Here is a 15,833-nt window from a genome sequence, read left to right as displayed (position 1 = left end):
CTGGTGATGGATTTCCGTGACCTCCGGCACCAGATTCTCATCGCAAATCGAAAGCCTCGTACAGCGGCCGGACTTCGATCTCGCTCGGTCCCGGCATGGGATTGGGGCAGCGCTTCACCCAGGCGACCGCCTCGTCCATGTCCTTGACTTCCCAGAGCCAGAAGCCGGCGACCAGCTCGCGGGTCTCGGCGAAAGGCCCATCGATGACCGTACGGCCGGGACCATCGAACGCAATACGCTTGCCGTGCGAGGAGGGCTTGAGGCCGTCGGCGGCGCGGATGATGCCGGCATTGCGCAGCTCCTCATTAAATCTGCCCATCGCCTCGAAGGCCTCAGCCGTAGGAAGAATGCCCTTTTCGCTGTCTTCGGTAGCCTTCACGAGCACCATCACACGCATCGTCTATCTCCTTGCTTTAGCCAGCCTCATTGGCCTCGCATCGGAACGACGAACGGGGCGTTCGAAGCCCGACATCATCTTGCAGATTTTTTACCGCCGAGGCGCAAAGCGCCAATGGCCGCTCGCCAGATTCTAACCAAGGATCGCCACCGCGATTACCGCCGCCGCGGTCAGAACGACGGCGCCCGGCAGATGGCCCCACTGGCGACAACGGATCAGCGTAATCACCGCGGCCACCAGGATCACGACACTGCCTATCGCGCCGGCCCACGACGTAGCCGGGACCAGTAGCAGCAATCCCGCTATCGCCTCGAGCCCGCCTGTCACCCGATGAAAACCGGCCGGATAACCCCAACGCACAAAGGAGTCGCGGACTGATTTAGGGCCGACGAAGTTGACCGCGCCAGCCCCGATCATCACGACGCCGAGCGCGATCGGAAGCCCGATCGCGAAGAGCTTGCCTACGGGCACAGGATGCTCCTCATGTTGCTGACTGCTGGAGTCCGCCATGCGCTGGCGGCTGGCCAAGGGGCGCCAGGGCGCCGATCTGGGTGAAGATGTCGAGGGTGTTGAGCTCGTCCCAATGCTCGATGAGGCGCCCGTCCTCCACACGCCAGATATCGATCGAGCGCATGGCGAAAGCGTTGCCTGTCGCGGGATATCCGAGGAAGCTGCCCGTGTGCGTCCCCTCGTAGCGGTAGCGGCCCACTAAGCGCGAGCCATCCGCCGACACGAAGACGTCTTCGGCGGACACCTTCAGGTCGGGTACGCCCGCGATGATCGCGCCGAAGACCTTCTTGACGCCCTCTGGACCGGGTTCGGCGAAGGCGTTGTGGTTCAAATAGCCGGGCGCGACGATCTCATCGAAGCGCGACAGGTCGTGACCGGACACGATCTCGGCGAAGAGGTAGCCGAGCTTTACAGGATCGGTTGACATTAAGGTCTCCTGCTTTAAACGAAACTAATCGGTCTCGTATATGCTATATAGCGAGACTGATCAGTCTCGTCAAGGACAGCTATGACCACCTCTGCCCCGCCGCGACCCGGACGCGTTCTCGACCCCGCCAAGCGGGCGGCGATTCTCGAAGGCGCGCGCGCCGTGTTCATGCGCGAGGGGTTCGCGCAAGGTTCGATGGACGCGGTCGCCGCCGAAGCCGGCGTGGGCAAGCAGACCATCTATCGCCACTTCCGATCGAAGGAGGCGCTGGTCGAGGCGCTGGTCGAGGCGATGTGTGCGCCAGAGGTCGTCCGACCGCCAACAAGGTCGCTGCCGTCCGGACAGCGGCTTCGCGAACTGCTGCTGACGTTCGTGACCGGCGTCGCCAGTCCGGACAGCGTCCGGCTCTACCGCGCCATTGTCGCCGAGGCCGACCGGATGCCGGGCCTGGGGCGCCTGTTCTGGGAGGCTGGGCCGCGTCAGGTCCGAGCTGCAATCGCACAGCTATGGGCCGAAGAGCACGATACCGCGACGGCGCCTGTCGTCGCCGAGCAGCTCGTCCAGCTCGCGCTAGGAGACGCGTACCAGGAGCTGGTCCTGGGGACCGGGTCGCCCAAGCGCGAGGTCTTCGAGCGTCAGATCGATGCGGCGCTGGCGCTCCTGGAAGTGGCGTCTCGCCGGCATCGGCGATGAGAAGGGCATATCGGGTCCCGTTGTGAGAATATGCGAACGGGAGAGGCGCGCGGTTGAGCCTGCAACCGGGGTCGAGACCGGTTAACGGCAATTGCCGTGGAGCAAATGCAGGATCGCCGGGTGCCGAGGGATTGACCGCGATGTCGCTTGGAGCGATCGCGGCTCGGCTTCCGACCGAATTACGGCAAGCGTCGCGGCGACCCGCCGCGCGTCAGTCGCGCGATACGGACAGCCCCGCGAGAAGCGGAGCGTATGCGGCGAGCCTGCGGGATAAGAACTCAGTGAAAAGCCGCACGCGCTTCGTCTTGCGTGTCTCCCCCTGTGTGAGAAGCCAGAGCGTTCCGTACATGTGCAGGTTGGTGCCCGGCACCCTCACCAGCAGGGGGTCGGCATCTCCGACGAAGCACGGCAGTGTCGTCATCCCGAGCCCTTGCCGTACCGCAACGATCTGCGCCTCGGCGTCAGTAATCCTGAATGGAACCCCCGTGGCGCGAACCTCACCCTCGCGGACCCAATCCGGAATTCCATGAATACTTATGACGATCCACCGGATGGGATCAGGCGCGCCCGCACGCCACGCGGCTAGTCGATCGCGGGACATATAGATGCCGCCGAACAGCTCCGGTCCCTTCAGGCCGTGAAGATTGAGCGGCAGGGTTTTGCGGTCGTAGACGACGCGGATCGCGACGTCGGCCTCCCGGTTGGTCAGATTTGCCAGCTCGCCGGACGACAAGATTTCCATCTCGATGTCCGGATGCAGACGCGCGAAATCGGCGAAGTCCGCCATGAGCAGGTGTGTCGCGAGGCTCGGTGCCAGCGTCACCCGCAGAAGCCCGCGCACGCTCTGGTCGCGGCCGAAGACGCGCGTCTCCAGCAGGTGCGACGACGCTTCCATCTGGTCCGCGAATTCGAGGACCTCCTCCCCCGCATCCGTCAGGCGGTAGCCCGAAGGCAGCTTCTCGAACATGTGCGCCCCGAGCCGTTCCTCGAGCTGGGCGACGCGTCGCAGCACGGTCGAGTGGTTCACCCCGAGCCGCTCGGCGGCAGCCCGCACCGAGCCTCCGCGCGCGACGGCAAGAAAGTAGCGAACGTCATCCCAGTCGATCATGGTGCAATCCGGCACCGCTGGGGTGCGCCTTCCAAAGCCCGCGTCCAACACATCGGACAGCATCTCGTATGTGGGTAGCACGAGCGGTCATCATAGCCCATGCCGAGAAGCGCAGCGCAATCCCGAACGGCGGACACCGATCGTCGCGGCTGGCGTCAGCCGTTCAGCCGGATCGATTTCGCACCACCGATGTGCGCGCTTCCGCACTCAACGCCCGACGCGGGCCGACCCATGTGGAGGCTCTCGGGGGCCTCCCCGAACGACCAAAGGCGGAGCGTGAAAGGACGTGAAAGGAGAAGTCGTGGGAAAGCTTGAGGGCAAAGTTGCGGTTATCACGGGTGGATCGAGCGGCATGGCGCTGGCGAGTGCCAAGCGGTTCGTTGAAGAAGGCGCCTATGTTTTCATCACGGGCCGGAGGCAGGAGGCACTCGACGAGGCCGTCAAACTGATTGGCCGGAACGTGACCGGCGTGCGCGGCGACGCGTCCAATCTCGACGACCTCGACCGCCTGTTCGATACGGTCAAGCGGGAAAAGGGCAAGGTCGACATCCTGTATGCGAGCGCCGGCACGGGCGAAGCCGTCCCACTGGGCGAGATTACCGAGCAGCATTTCGACGCGACCTTCGGCCTGAACGCGCGCGGCACGCTGTTTACGGTCCAGAAGGCGTTGCCGCTGTTCAACGATGGCGGATCGATCTTCATGACCGGGTCAGTTGCTTCGATCAAAGGTTTTCCTGGTTACAGCGTGTATGCGGCGAGCAAGGCGGCGCTGCACGCATTCGCACGCGGGTGGCTCAACGAACTGAAGGGCAGGAATATCCGGGTGAACGTGCTGCACCCGGGGCCGATCGCGACACCGATGCAGGACCAAGTTCTCGACGACGAGGCGAAGCGGATGTTCGAATCCCTGATCCCGCGAGGAAAGATGGGTCGTCCTGAGGAAATTGCGGCGGCCGCGCTGTTTCTTGCTTCAGACGATTCGAGCTTCGTGAATGGGGTGGAGTTGTCTGTCGACGGCGGCTTCTCGGCCATCTGAATTCGCGCTGGGGAATCAATATCAACACGGATCGGAGAAGTATTATGAGCTATGCGATTGTAGGATTCGGTGCGGTAGGCCAGGCCCTCGCCCGGGCCTTCGCCCGGAAGCACATCAAGGTGGCCGTCGCGAGCCGCCGGCCGCCCGAGGCGTTGGCGCCGCAGGCTCGGGCGATTGGACCCACGGTCGTCGCCAAGTCGCTGCGGGATGCACTCGAGGCCGACACAATCATCTTGGCGGTCCCGTTCGGGGAGCATCGCGAGGTTGCGAAGGCCCTGCCGAACTGGGAAGGCAAGACGGTCATCGACGCGATGAACGCGTTAGTTCCCCTTGAGGAGCTGGACGGTCTCTTGTCCTCCGCGTTCGTCGCGAAGGCGTTCGCCGGCGCCAAGCTCGTGAAAGGTTTCAATCACCTGATTGCGGCCACCCTGGCTGCCGATCCGATCGTCGAGGGCGGCCACCGGGTCGTCTTTCTGTCGAGCGACGACGAGGACGCGATCGCTCCCGTGGCGGCCTTGGCCAAACAACTCGGGTTCGCACCCGTCAAGCTGGGAAAGCTCAACGAGGGTGGCGCGCTGGTGCACGCACGCGGCCGCAGTTGGGGCCAGCTCATCTTCCAGGATTTGTTCAAGAAGGAGCAGTAATCGGCGTATGGGCGCCGTTCGAAGAGCGGGGAGTCTCCAGACGGAGCGGCAGATCTGCGAATCGCTTAGCATCTGTCGACTGCTATCGATGGCCTAGGATTCGCTCGAGTGTCCTCTGCTATCCGATACTACTCCACGGTACTCCCCTTCACTCCCACTCGATTGTTCTAAACGATCGTACGCGTTGAATTCCAGGCGCAAACCTTCCGCGAAGGCGACATCGCCCGTTTGCCAAAAAAACCGTCAGCCATGGCGAAGCGCGCATCCGTCCTTGGTGTAGCGGTTGCGCCGATTGCAAGACGGCTCGGCTCGATGCGGTCTTCGCTGGACACTGGGCGAATTTCAAAATGTGAATCGAGAGCGGTAGTCTTGCGGCGTCACAGCGAGGAGGCGCAGGAAGCTGCGGCGCATCGTTTCCTCCGAGCCGAAGCCGCACCGCTGTGCGATGCGCTTGACCGGCGTGCGCGACTCCGAAAGCAGGCGACGCGCCGCCTCCACCCTGAGCCGCTCGATCGCCCGAGCCGGCGTTTGCCCGGTTGCCTCCGCATAATGTCGGCTGAAACTGCGCTCGCTCATTCCCGCTCGATCGGCCAGGACTGTAAGTGAAAGTTCGTCACTGAGATGACGGTTGATCCAATCATGGAGCGCGCCGAACTTGTCGTCTGCGGCTTGCAAAGCCAAAGCGGCACTGAACTGCGCCTGTCCGCCGGGACGTTTGAGGAAGACGACCATGTAGCGGGCTACAGCAAGCGCCATGGAGCGGCCGAGATCTTCTTCCACGAGCGCCAGGGCCAGATCGATCCCGGCCGTCACCCCGGCCGAAGTCCAGACTGGACCGTCGCACACGAAGATTGGATCGCGCTCGACGCGCGCGGCGGGAAAGCGTTGAGCGAGTCTGGCACAATCCTTCCAGTGGGTCACCGCGCGACGTCCGTCCAATAGGCCTGCGGCGGCAAGCAAGAACGCGCCGGTGCAAACAGAGGCGACGCGGCGCGCCTGCGTCGCCCGTTGCTGCAGCCAATCGACCAGCGCTGGATTTGCAGCGGCCACCTCCACTCCCCGCCCACCGGCGACGAGCAAAGTATCCAGCGCCTCGCTGCGTCGGCTGAGCGGGCCCGCCGCCAGCGTCACCCCTGCCGACGAGACGACGCCTTGATCGCCTTGCGTCACGAGCTTGAGCCGGTAGGGCGGCGCGCCTCCGGCGTTGGCGACGAGATCGTTGGCGGAGGCGAACACCTGAACCGGCCCCGTGACATCGAGCAGTTGCACCGCCGGGAAGGTGAGCACCTCGATGGCCCGGATCGAATTTGGCGAGAAATGAGGGGCTTTGGCATTTCCGCCAAAGCATGCCCGGCTAGTTTCGCCTTGTCCAGCTCCGACTTCGAACTTGGAGATCACTATGATCCCGCATGACACGCACCTGCATATCGGCTCCCTCCTGTTCGAGGGCATTGATCAGATCGACTTGACAGGACCGTTCGAGGTGCTGTCGCGCATCCCGAATTCAACCTATCGCATCTACAGCAAGACCGCGGCGCCTGTCCGCGACCTGAAAGGATTGCGGCTTACGCCTGATGCGGCCCTGACCGATGCGCCGCCGCTGGATGTCCTTCATGTGCCGGGCGGCCATGGCCAGGAAGCCTTGATGGAAGACGCCGCAGTGCTGGGTTGGATCCGTCAGCAGGCGTCCGGCGCGTGCAGCATTTTCTCGGTGTGCACAGGCGCCTTGATCTGCGGCGCGGCGGGCCTGCTCAATGGGCGCCGGGCGACGACCCACTGGTCGGCGTTTCACTTGCTGCCCTATTTCGGCGCGATCCCCGTCAACGAGCGCGTAGTGGTGGATCGCGCCTGGGTCTTTGCCGCGGGCGTCACAGCCGGCATCGACGGCGCCTTGCGCCTCGCCGCCGAGCTGCGCGGCGATGAGGTCGCACAAGCGATTCAGCTTCATATGGCCTACGCGCCGGAGCCACCCTTCGACAGCGGCAAGCCGGAAACCGCGCCGGCCGCGATCCTGGACCAAGCGCGACGATCGGCGCGCCTAATCACGGCGCAACGGGAACAGACCGCGCGGCGCGTCGCCGCAAAACTCGACATCGCCGTCCCGACCGCATGCAGAGAGTGACTTCGCAGGCGCCGAGCCTCCCTTGGCGAGAATCGAGGGTTTATTGGCGCACCCGCCAAAGGCTGTAGCCCTAGATAGATCACACAATCGATCCCAACAGAGAGTGACTCACATGACAAACTTTCCCGTTCACACCATTGAAACCGCCCCCGAACGTTCGAAGCCGGCACTGCAGCAACTGCAGTCCGCTTTTGGCATGATCCCGAACATCGCCGGTGCGATGGCGACCTCGCCGGTCCTGATCAACAGCCTCGTCGCTCTGTTCGGCAACGTGCATGGCGGCAGCTTTACCGAAGCGCAGGTTCAGACCGTTCTGCTCACCGACGCGGTGACCAACGGCAGCACATGGGCCGTGGCGTTCCATACGACTCTGGCTCTCAAAGAGGGCATCGATCCGGCTGATGTCGAAGCCATTCGCGAAGGTCGCCTGCCGAAGAATGGTAAACTCGCCGCGCTGTCGAGTCTGGCCAAGACGATGATCGAAAAGCGCGGACGCCTCAGTGACGAGGACGTCAACCGCTTCCTCGCGGCCGGCTTCGGCAAGGATCACCTCCTCGAAGTCATCGCCGCGGTCGCCGCGTCGACGATCACGAACTACACCGGCAACATCACGAGGCCGCCTCTCGATGCGCCGTTTCAGGATCACGCCTGGCAGGGTTGAGACACCCCACTGGGGGAAGAGCAGTAATCGTTCGCAGACAGCGAGGCTCAACGATGCGTATGTCTATTCTTTTGTACGACGGCTTCACGACGCCGGACATTGTCGGAGGCTATCTATCGACATCGATTGGCCGACTTTTTCCAAGCGTGCTTTGGAGCGGCTTGTTGCACGAGAGCCGCTAAGCCGAAATCATGAATGCGTTTTTCGCCATGCTGGGGCTAGAGAGCGAACCAATCGATCGATCAGACCTTGACCGCTTGCGCGCTTCCTGTGCCAGCCCCGAATCTATTTGATGCGTGAGTTGTAACCAAGCTACGAGGACCGGCACTTTCTCAAAAATTCCACGAAGAGCGGCGCGGCAAACTGTGAGCAGCCGGGCTCAGAAAGAGACCGTCAGAACGATCACAATTCCTGACGGTCTTTTCTCGTCGCGTCTTGCTACTTCTGATGAGACCGTCGGAAGAACCGTGAAATGAATCGTCTTGGTCCGTCCACCGCGAATGTCGACTCCCGTCAAATCAATGACGTGGACGACGGCGGCATCGGAGAGACGATGGAGAGCAAATGAGCAAAGAGCTATCCCATAACCCTCAATTTTTTTACGCTATTCCTCTCTGATGCCCTCCAGGATATCCCACCCCCTCACTCCCACTCGATCGTCCCTGGCGGCTTGCTCGTCACGTCATAGACCACTCGATTCACGCCCTTGACTTCGTTGATGATGCGCGTCGCGGTGCGGCCGAGGAAGCTCATGTCGAAGGGATAAAAGTCCGCGGTCATGCCGTCGGTCGAGGTCACCGCGCGCAGGCCCACGACATAGTCGTAGGTGCGGCCATCGCCCATGACGCCCACGGTCTTCACCGGCAGCAGCACCGCGAAGGCTTGCCAGATCTGATCGTACAGGCCCGCTTTCCGGATCTCGTCGATATAGACAGCGTCCGCCTTGCGCAGGATGTCCAGTTTCTCTTTGGTGATGTCGCCGGGGCAGCGGATCGCCAGGCCCGGCCCGGGAAACGGATGCCGGCCGACGAAGATCTCAGGCAAGCCAAGCTCGCGGCCGAGCTCGCGCACCTCGTCCTTGAACAATTCGCGGAGGGGCTCGACCAGCTTCATGTTCATGCGCTCGGGAAGCCCGCCGACATTGTGGTGCGACTTGATGGTCACCGACGGGCCGCCGGTGAAGGAGACGCTCTCGATCACATCAGGATAGAGCGTGCCCTGCGCGAGAAATTCCGCGCCGCCGATCTTCTTGGCCTCTTCCTCGAACACGTCGATGAAGAGTTTTCCGATGGTCTTGCGCTTTTGCTCGGGTTCGGTGACGCCGGCAAGCTCGGCCAGGAATTGTTTCGACGCATCAACATGGACGAGCGGAATGTTGTAGTGATGCCGAAACAGGTCGACCACCGTCTCGGCTTCGTTCAGCCGGAGCAGGCCGTGATCGACGAACACGCAGGTGAGCTGGTGGCCGATCGCCTCGTGGATCAGCACGGCAGCCACGGCGGAATCGACACCACCGGAGAGGCCGCAGATCACCTTGCCGTTGCCGACCTGCTTGCGGATTTTTTCGATCGCCTCCTCGCGGAAAGCGCGCATGGTCCAGTCGCCCGTCAGCCCCGCAACCTTGCGGACGAAATTGCGGATCAGCTTGGCGCCGTCGGGCGTGTGCACCACCTCGGGATGGAACATCAGCCCGTAATATTTGCGCCTCTCGTCCTGGATCACGGCGAACGGCGCATTGGCCGAGATGCCGGCAACGGCAAAGCCCGGCGGCATTTTGGTGATGCGATCGCCGTGGCTCATCCACACCGGATGCTTTTCGCCGGTCAGCCAGGCGTCCTCGAACAGGCGGCTCGGCGCTTTCACCTCGAGATCGGCACGGCCGAATTCGCGGTGGTGGCCGCCCTCGACCTCGCCGCCGAGCTGGGCGGCCATCGTCATCTGGCCGTAGCAAATGCCGAGCACCGGCACGCCGGAGTCGAAGATGAGCTGGGGCGCGCGGGGCGAGCCCTCGACATGCACCGACTCCGGGCCGCCCGAGAGGATCACCGCCTTCGGCTGCATCTCCTTGAAGGCGTCCTCCGCCTTCTGGAACGGGACGATCTCGGAATAGACGCCCTCCTCGCGGACGCGGCGGGCGATGAGCTGGGTGACCTGGCTGCCGAAATCGACAATCAGAATCTTTTCATGCGCCGAGGCCTTGGGCGTCGACGGCGGGCGGGCTTGCGTGCTGGCTGTCATGGATAGGAAGTACGCGACGGAACGCTGCACCGCAACCCTCCAACCGGGGTTTGACGGGCTGGGTCCACGTGTTTTGGAGGGAGGACAATGATCCGTAGGTCGGCCAGACGGCTTTAGCGCCATGCCCGCCCCCTTTGACTGGTGGGCACGTTGTCCCGACCTAACTCTTCCGGCGCAGCACCGAGATAAAAAACCCGTCCGTTCCGGTCCGCCGCGGCGTCATCAGCCAGCCCTCATGCGTCTGCAGGGCCGCCGCGGTAAAGTCCTCGGCCTTGTCCCAGAGCACCGTCACAGTCTGATCCGGAGGCGCGATCGAAAATTCACGATGGCGAGCCAGGAAGGCGCGGACCTGCTGGCTGTTTTCCACCGGTAACACCGAACAGGTGATGTAAGCGATCCGGCCGCCCGGCTTGACCAAGCCGACCGCGCGATCAAGCACCTCTGCCTGGTCCTTCAAGCGGATCTCGAGCGCGCCGGGCCGCATGCGCCACTTGGCGTCGGGGTTGCGTCGCCAGGTTCCGGTTCCCGTACACGGGGCGTCGATCACGACTACGTCTGCCGAAGACCTGATGTCGGCCAGCGGATCGGCCTCGCCCTTGGGCGCACGGATCTCGGCATTGTGGACGCCCGCCCGCGACAGCCGCTCATGGATAGGCGCCAACTGGCGCTTATCGCGGTCGGTCGCGATCAGCCGACCCTTGCCCTGCATCATCGCGGCCAGCGCGAGCGTCTTGCCGCCGGCTCCGGCGCAGAGGTCGACGACCTGCTCGCCGGGTTTTGCCGCCGAAAACAAGGCCGCCAGTTGCGAGCCTTCATCCTGAACTTCAACAAAGCCCTTGATGAAATCCTCCTCGGCCTGGATGCCGGGATTGCGGGCATCGGCAGACAGCTCGATCCGTAAGCCCACCGGCGACCACGGCGTCGGCTTCGCACCGAGATGGCCAAGCGATTTGAGCACCTTTTCGCGTTTGGCCTTCAGAGTGTTCACGCGCAGATCCAGCGGCGCCCGGCTCGCCATCGCCGCGGCTTCCAGCGCACGGTCCGCGCCAAACGCCTGCTCGAGATAGGGATCGAGCCATTCCGGATAATCGCCGGCGACCGGCGGCGGCGCATCTTTCAGCGAGCGCTCGGTGAGCGCTTTGCGCTCCGCGTCGGTCAGCGGCGCCGGGGCAAAGCGGCCGCCGTCGCACAGCGTCGCAATCGCCTCCACATCAAGGCCGCGCTCAAGCCTGAGCATACCGAGCACGCGCGCCCGCGCGCTCTCCTCATCCATCAGGTAAGCACTGGAGGCGCGCCGCCGCAGCACGTCCCAAACCAGGCCGGCAATGGCGGCGCGATCGCCGGAGCCTGCGAAGCGATGCACAGTTCCCCACTCCTTCAGCGCCTGCGCGGCGGGAATGCGTTGCGCCTCGATCGTGTCGATCACTTCAATCGCCGCGGACAGCCGGGCAGCGGGGGTCATCTCAGACTTTCAGTTCGCAAGTGGACGCAACTGTTTAGATCAGCAGCAGAATCTTGAGCGCAAAATAGATCCACATCACCAATAGCACCAGCGCACCGGCGAGCCAGGCGATCGAGCGGCGTCCGAGATCATTCGAACTCACGAATATGCCGGCATGGGCAAAGCGGGTGATGACGAAGAGCCATGACATCAAGACGATAAACAGATCGGCATGACGCAGCGGCAGTGCCAGCGCAATCAAGGCGTAAAATAGAAGCGGCAGTTCGAATTGGTTGCGATAGCAATTGCCGACCTGGGTGGCGCGAGCCGGCCAGTTCGGCTGACCCAGCGCAATATCCCTGATCTTGGTCTCACCCGAGACCAAGGTCTGCCGCCGCAAGCCGACCATCCAGATCAGAAGTGCGAAAGTGAGGCCGATCTGCACGAAGAGCGGCAGCAAAACCATCTGAACCGACATTGGAATCCCCCCTCGCGGTCTCCTGCCATCATATGTAATACCGCCCGCGGCGATGCCTGACAACAAAGGCTCGTCCACACGTCACGAATCCGAAGCCGGCGCGCTGTATGCTCGAGGGGAAGGACCTGACACATGAGCGAATTTCGCCTGACGCAGATTTCGGACACTCATCTTGCGCGGCGCCTGACGAAATTGACCTATAATTTCGACAAGGTCGCTGACCACATCGACGCGACGCGCCCTGATCTCGTCGTCAACAGCGGCGATCTCGCCTTCGACGCGCCGACGCAAGCAGATGATCTCGAATTTGCCCGCGCGCTGCATGATGCCCTCCCCGTCGCCTGCCGCTATCTGCCCGGCAATCACGACATCGGCGACAATCCGACCCAGATCGGCCCGGCGCCGGCGCAACCGGTCAATGAAAAGGGCCGGCAAGCCTTCATCTCGGCTTTTGGCGATGACTACTGGCGATTCGATGCAGCCGGTTGGTGCTTCATCGGCCTCGATTCGCTGGTGATGAATTCAGGCCTCATCAGCGAGGCCGAGCAGTTCGATTGGTTCGCGTCGGAGCTTGCCAGCAGCGGCGGCAAGCCGGTCGCGCTGTTCCTGCACAAGCCGATCTTCCTCAATACACCAGAGGACCCGGAGTTGGAGGCGACCGCCATCCGCTACGTTCCATTCCCGGCGCGGCGGCGGCTGGTCGAGATGTTGCGTGCAGCGAATGTTCGCCTGATCGCCAGCGGTCACGTGCATCAACGGCGAGATTTCACCTGGCGCGGCGTCCGGCATATCTGGGCTCCGTCCGCCGGTTTCATCATCTCCGACCAGCGGCAAGAGCGGATCGGCATAAAAGAAGTCGGGCTGGTGGAATATCGTTTCCAGCCCGACTCGTTCGAAGTTCGTCACGTCAGAGCGCCCGGCCAGATCGATCTCGACCTGGACGAATTACTTAAAGAGCGACTTTAAGGCCCGTACCAGACGGCGGGCCCGCCGACATAGCCACCGCCCACGTAACCATAGCCATAGACGGGCGCCGGTATCTCATACATCGCGCCGGGCGCTGGATGGCGGAAATAGAAGCCCGGCCCCGGCGCGGCCCGCACGCCGTAACCGCCAGTCAGATAGTGCGAGTCGGGGTAGTTGAACCCGACGTTGCCCGGTTCCTGGGTTGCTTGCCAACCGGCCATCGCCGGAGTTGTGAACGCCGCCGCGGCGAGAAAAGCGGCGGATAAAAGTTTCAATCTTCTCATTTATGCCTCCGTTGATCAGAGAAGCAACGACGAGACGGATGCGGAGTTTCTGAAAACTCTTCAAGGAGATGTGAAGTTCCCGCGTTCCCTGCTCCGACCGTACGCAGTGTCGATTGATCACGCTTTATCGGGCCCGACGCGCACGAGTTGCTTGCCAAAATTCGCGCCGTTGAGCAGCCCGATGAGCGCCGCAGGCGCGCTGTCGAGACCTTCGGTGATGAACTCCTTGTACTTCACCCTGCCCTCGCGCACCCATTGCGACACGTCGCGCAGGAAATCGTCGTGGCGCGCGGCAAAGTCGCTGACAATGAAGCCCCGCAAGGTCAGCCGCTTTGTGAGGATGGCGCGCATCAGGCTCGCCGCCCATTTCGGCGGCTTTGCCTCGGTGTCGTTGTAGTGCGCGATCAGGCCGCAAACCGGCACGCGCGCGAAATTGTTGAGCAGCGGAAACACCGCTTCGAATACGGCCCCGCCGACGTTCTCGAAATAGACGTCGATGCCCTTGGGGCATGCGTGCTTGAGCTTGGCCGCGAGCTCGGGATCGCGGTGATCCAGGCAATCGTCGAAGCCGAGCTCGTGCTTGACGTAATCGCATTTCTCCTTGCCGCCGGCGATGCCGATCGCGCGCGCCCCCTTGATCCTGGCGATCTGGCCGACAGCAGAGCCGACCGCGCCGGAGGCAGCGGCAACGACGACGGTCTCGCCTGGTTGCGGCTTGCCGATCTCGAGCAAGCCCGTATAGGCCGTCATGCCGGGCATGCCGAGCACGCCGACCGCAGTCGAAATCGGCGCAAGCTTCGGGTCGATCTTGCGCAAGCCTTTGCCGTCGGCAAGCGCATGCGTCTGCCAGCCGGCGCGCGCCAGCACGATATCGCCTTTCTCGTAATCCGGGCTCTTGGAAGCGATCACCTCGCACACCGTGCCGCCTTCCATCACGCCACCGATCGGCACCGGCTGCGCATAGGAGGCCGCATCGCTCATGCGCCCGCGCATATACGGATCGAGCGACAGCCAGATCGTGCGCAGCAGAACCTGCCCCTCGGCCGGGGACGGCACCTCATAGTCTTCGGTGCGAAAGTCGGACGGCTTGGGCTCGCCGAGGGGACGCGAGGCCAGAACGATGCGCTTGCCTTGGGGCATGGCGTTTTCCTCCTGCTTGTTTCGCTCTCATTCCGGGGCGATGCGAAGCATCGAACCCGGAGTCTCGAGGTTCCGGGTTCGCGCATTTCATGCGCGGCCCGGAACGACGGCATCCTTTACGCCCCGCCCGGATAGTTCGGGCTCTCGCGCGTGATGGTCACGTCGTGTACGTGGCTCTCGCGCAAGCCGGCGCCAGTAATGCGCACGAACTGCGCCTTCTCGTGAAATTCTTCCAGGTTCTTCGCCCCGACATAACCCATCGCCGCGCGCAAGCCACCGGCGAGCTGATGCATGACATTGGCGACCGGGCCCTTATACGGCACCTGGCCCTCGATGCCCTCGGGCACGAGCTTCAGCGTATCCTTGATGTCCTGCTGGAAGTAGCGATCGGCCGAGCCGCGCGCCATCGCGCCGACCGAACCCATGCCGCGATAGGCCTTGTAGGAACGGCCCTGCCACAGAAACACTTCGCCGGGTGTCTCATCGGTGCCGGCAAGCAGCGAGCCGACCATGGCGATGTCGGCGCCGGCCGCGAGCGCTTTGGCGAGATCGCCGGAATATTTGATGCCGCCGTCGGCGATGACGCAGACATTTGCTTTCTTTGCAGCCTCCACCGCATCCATGATCGCGGTGAGCTGCGGCACGCCGACGCCGGCGACAATGCGGGTGGTGCAGATCGAACCCGGGCCGATACCGACCTTTATGGCATCCGCGCCCGCATCGATCAGCGCCTGCGCGCCATCCTTCGTCGCGATGTTGCCCGCGATCACCTGCACCGCATTGGACAGCCGCTTGATGCGGTTGACCGCTTCGAGAACGCGCGAGGAATGGCCGTGCGCGGTATCGACCACGATCAGGTCGACGCCGGCATCGATCAGCCGCTCGGTGCGCTCGAAACCACCCTCGCCGACCGTGGTTGCGGCCGCCACGCGCAGCCGTCCGTGCTCATCTTTTGAGGCCAGCGGATGCGCGACCGCCTTCTCGATGTCCTTCACCGTGATCAGGCCGACGCAGCGGTACTGATCGTCGACCACCAGGAGCTTCTCGATGCGATGCTTGTGCAGCATCCGCTTGGCCTCGTCCTGGCTCACGCTTTCGCGCACCGTGACGAGATTGTCACGCGTCATCAGCTCGGACACTTTTTGGCTGTGATCGGTGGCGAAGCGCACGTCGCGATTGGTGAGAATGCCAACCAGCTTGCCCGGCTTGCCGCCGCCACCACCCGTCACCACCGGAATGCCGGAAATACCGTGATGGCTCATCAAGGCCAGCGCATCCGCAAGCGTCGCCTCGGGTGCGATGGTCAGCGGGTTGACGACCATTCCGGATTCGAACTTCTTCACCTGCCGTACCTGGGCGGCCTGGCCTTCGGGGTCGAAGTTGCGGTGAATCACCCCGAGCCCTCCCGATTGCGCCATGGCGATCGCCATCCGCGCCTCGGTCACCGTGTCCATCGCGGAGGCGATGATCGGGATGTTGAGCGGTATTGCACGGGTGACGTGCGAGCGGATATCGACCTCGCCGGGCAGCACGTCCGAGAGGCCGGGCTTCAGGAGCACATCGTCGAACGTATAGGCTTCGCGGATGCCCTGAAGGGCCTCGACCTTCGCCATCGCCAACTCCTCATTCTGGCGGCCATAGGCGGCCGCAGCAAATTCTGGGATGAACACGACCACCGGCGAAGCCTT

At 63.2% G+C, this 15,833-nt stretch carries 17 protein-coding genes; 6 read left to right on the top strand and 11 right to left on the bottom strand.

Annotation, left to right across the window (positions count from 1 at the left end):
• Positions 1–37 precede the first annotated feature (37 nt).
• The 3 genes from F758_RS0121755 to F758_RS0121745 all read right to left on the bottom strand — a co-directional run bounded on the left by F758_RS0121755 (position 38) and on the right by F758_RS0121745 (position 1,334).
• Entirely contained in the window at positions 38–397 is a 360-nt protein-coding gene (locus tag F758_RS0121755) for a YciI family protein (RefSeq protein ID WP_024509859.1), read from the bottom strand.
• Positions 398–529: 132 nt separating this feature from the next.
• Positions 530–868: a DoxX family protein gene (locus F758_RS44305; protein WP_198026537.1), complete on the bottom strand. Its 339-nt coding sequence runs from the start codon at positions 866–868 to the stop codon at positions 530–532.
• Between the two features lie 10 nt (positions 869–878).
• Complete coding sequence (locus F758_RS0121745) at positions 879–1,334, bottom strand: ester cyclase (RefSeq protein ID WP_024509857.1); 456 nt, start codon at positions 1,332–1,334, stop codon at positions 879–881.
• An 81-nt stretch (positions 1,335–1,415) separates the two neighbouring features.
• On the opposite strand from F758_RS0121745, the gene F758_RS0121740 reads away from it, so the two are divergent.
• Positions 1,416–2,027, top strand: coding sequence for a TetR/AcrR family transcriptional regulator (locus F758_RS0121740; RefSeq protein ID WP_024509856.1), 612 nt, complete (start codon positions 1,416–1,418; stop codon positions 2,025–2,027).
• Between the two features lie 211 nt (positions 2,028–2,238).
• Here F758_RS0121740 and F758_RS0121735 read toward each other — a convergent pair whose 3' ends face one another.
• The gene (locus F758_RS0121735) at positions 2,239–3,135 is read right to left on the bottom strand and encodes a LysR family transcriptional regulator (protein WP_024509855.1); all 897 of its coding nucleotides are present in this window, start codon (positions 3,133–3,135) and stop codon (positions 2,239–2,241) included.
• A 301-nt stretch (positions 3,136–3,436) separates the two neighbouring features.
• Between F758_RS0121735 and F758_RS0121730 the strand changes: the two genes are divergently transcribed.
• Complete coding sequence (locus tag F758_RS0121730; RefSeq protein ID WP_024509854.1) at positions 3,437–4,171, top strand: SDR family NAD(P)-dependent oxidoreductase; 735 nt, start codon at positions 3,437–3,439, stop codon at positions 4,169–4,171.
• 44 nt (positions 4,172–4,215) lie between these two features.
• Positions 4,216–4,815 carry an NADPH-dependent F420 reductase gene (locus F758_RS0121725; protein WP_024509853.1) on the top strand — a complete coding sequence of 200 codons (600 nt, stop codon included), beginning with the start codon at positions 4,216–4,218 and terminating at the stop codon, positions 4,813–4,815.
• Between the two features lie 342 nt (positions 4,816–5,157).
• On the opposite strand, the gene F758_RS0121720 is transcribed toward F758_RS0121725, so the two are convergent.
• A complete protein-coding gene (locus F758_RS0121720; RefSeq protein ID WP_024509852.1) occupies positions 5,158–6,108 on the bottom strand; it encodes a GlxA family transcriptional regulator in 951 nt (316 codons plus the stop codon).
• Between the two features lie 106 nt (positions 6,109–6,214).
• Here F758_RS0121720 and F758_RS0121715 point away from each other — a divergent pair, with 106 nt between their 5' ends.
• Together F758_RS0121715 and F758_RS0121710 are read left to right on the top strand one after the other, a co-directional pair.
• A complete protein-coding gene (locus tag F758_RS0121715; protein WP_024509851.1) occupies positions 6,215–6,937 on the top strand; it encodes a DJ-1/PfpI family protein in 723 nt (240 codons plus the stop codon).
• A 22-nt stretch (positions 6,938–6,959) separates the two neighbouring features.
• Positions 6,960–7,598: a carboxymuconolactone decarboxylase family protein gene (locus F758_RS0121710; protein WP_245286545.1), complete on the top strand. Its 639-nt coding sequence runs from the start codon at positions 6,960–6,962 to the stop codon at positions 7,596–7,598.
• A gap of 642 nt (positions 7,599–8,240) precedes the next feature.
• Here the strand turns inward: F758_RS0121710 and guaA are convergent.
• The 3 genes from guaA to F758_RS0121690 form a co-directional block, all read right to left on the bottom strand.
• Entirely contained in the window at positions 8,241–9,836 is a 1,596-nt protein-coding gene (gene guaA / locus F758_RS0121700) for a glutamine-hydrolyzing GMP synthase (protein WP_024509849.1), read from the bottom strand.
• A 160-nt stretch (positions 9,837–9,996) separates the two neighbouring features.
• Complete coding sequence (locus F758_RS0121695) at positions 9,997–11,298, bottom strand: RsmB/NOP family class I SAM-dependent RNA methyltransferase (protein ID WP_024509848.1); 1,302 nt, start codon at positions 11,296–11,298, stop codon at positions 9,997–9,999.
• Between the two features lie 34 nt (positions 11,299–11,332).
• Entirely contained in the window at positions 11,333–11,755 is a 423-nt protein-coding gene (locus tag F758_RS0121690) for an MAPEG family protein (protein WP_024509847.1), read from the bottom strand.
• Positions 11,756–11,887: 132 nt separating this feature from the next.
• On the opposite strand from F758_RS0121690, the gene F758_RS44300 reads away from it, so the two are divergent.
• Entirely contained in the window at positions 11,888–12,721 is an 834-nt protein-coding gene (locus tag F758_RS44300) for a metallophosphoesterase family protein (protein ID WP_035722700.1), read from the top strand.
• Here F758_RS44300 and F758_RS44295 read toward each other — a convergent pair.
• The 3 genes from F758_RS44295 to guaB all read right to left on the bottom strand — a co-directional run bounded on the left by F758_RS44295 (position 12,718) and on the right by guaB (position 15,758).
• Positions 12,718–13,005 carry a hypothetical protein gene (locus F758_RS44295; RefSeq protein WP_157450097.1) on the bottom strand — a complete coding sequence of 96 codons (288 nt, stop codon included), beginning with the start codon at positions 13,003–13,005 and terminating at the stop codon, positions 12,718–12,720. The genes F758_RS44300 and F758_RS44295 overlap by 4 nt on opposite strands.
• Positions 13,006–13,122: 117 nt before the next feature.
• Complete coding sequence (gene curA / locus F758_RS0121680) at positions 13,123–14,145, bottom strand: NADPH-dependent curcumin/dihydrocurcumin reductase (RefSeq protein ID WP_024509846.1); 1,023 nt, start codon at positions 14,143–14,145, stop codon at positions 13,123–13,125.
• A gap of 116 nt (positions 14,146–14,261) precedes the next feature.
• Entirely contained in the window at positions 14,262–15,758 is a 1,497-nt protein-coding gene (guaB, locus tag F758_RS0121675; protein WP_024509845.1) for an IMP dehydrogenase, read from the bottom strand.
• Positions 15,759–15,833: the final 75 nt, after the last annotated feature.

It is taken from the genome of Bradyrhizobium sp. ARR65, from assembly GCF_000472385.1.
GTDB lineage: Bacteria > Pseudomonadota > Alphaproteobacteria > Rhizobiales > Xanthobacteraceae > Bradyrhizobium.
This window is presented reverse-complemented; position numbering and strand designations above follow the sequence as displayed.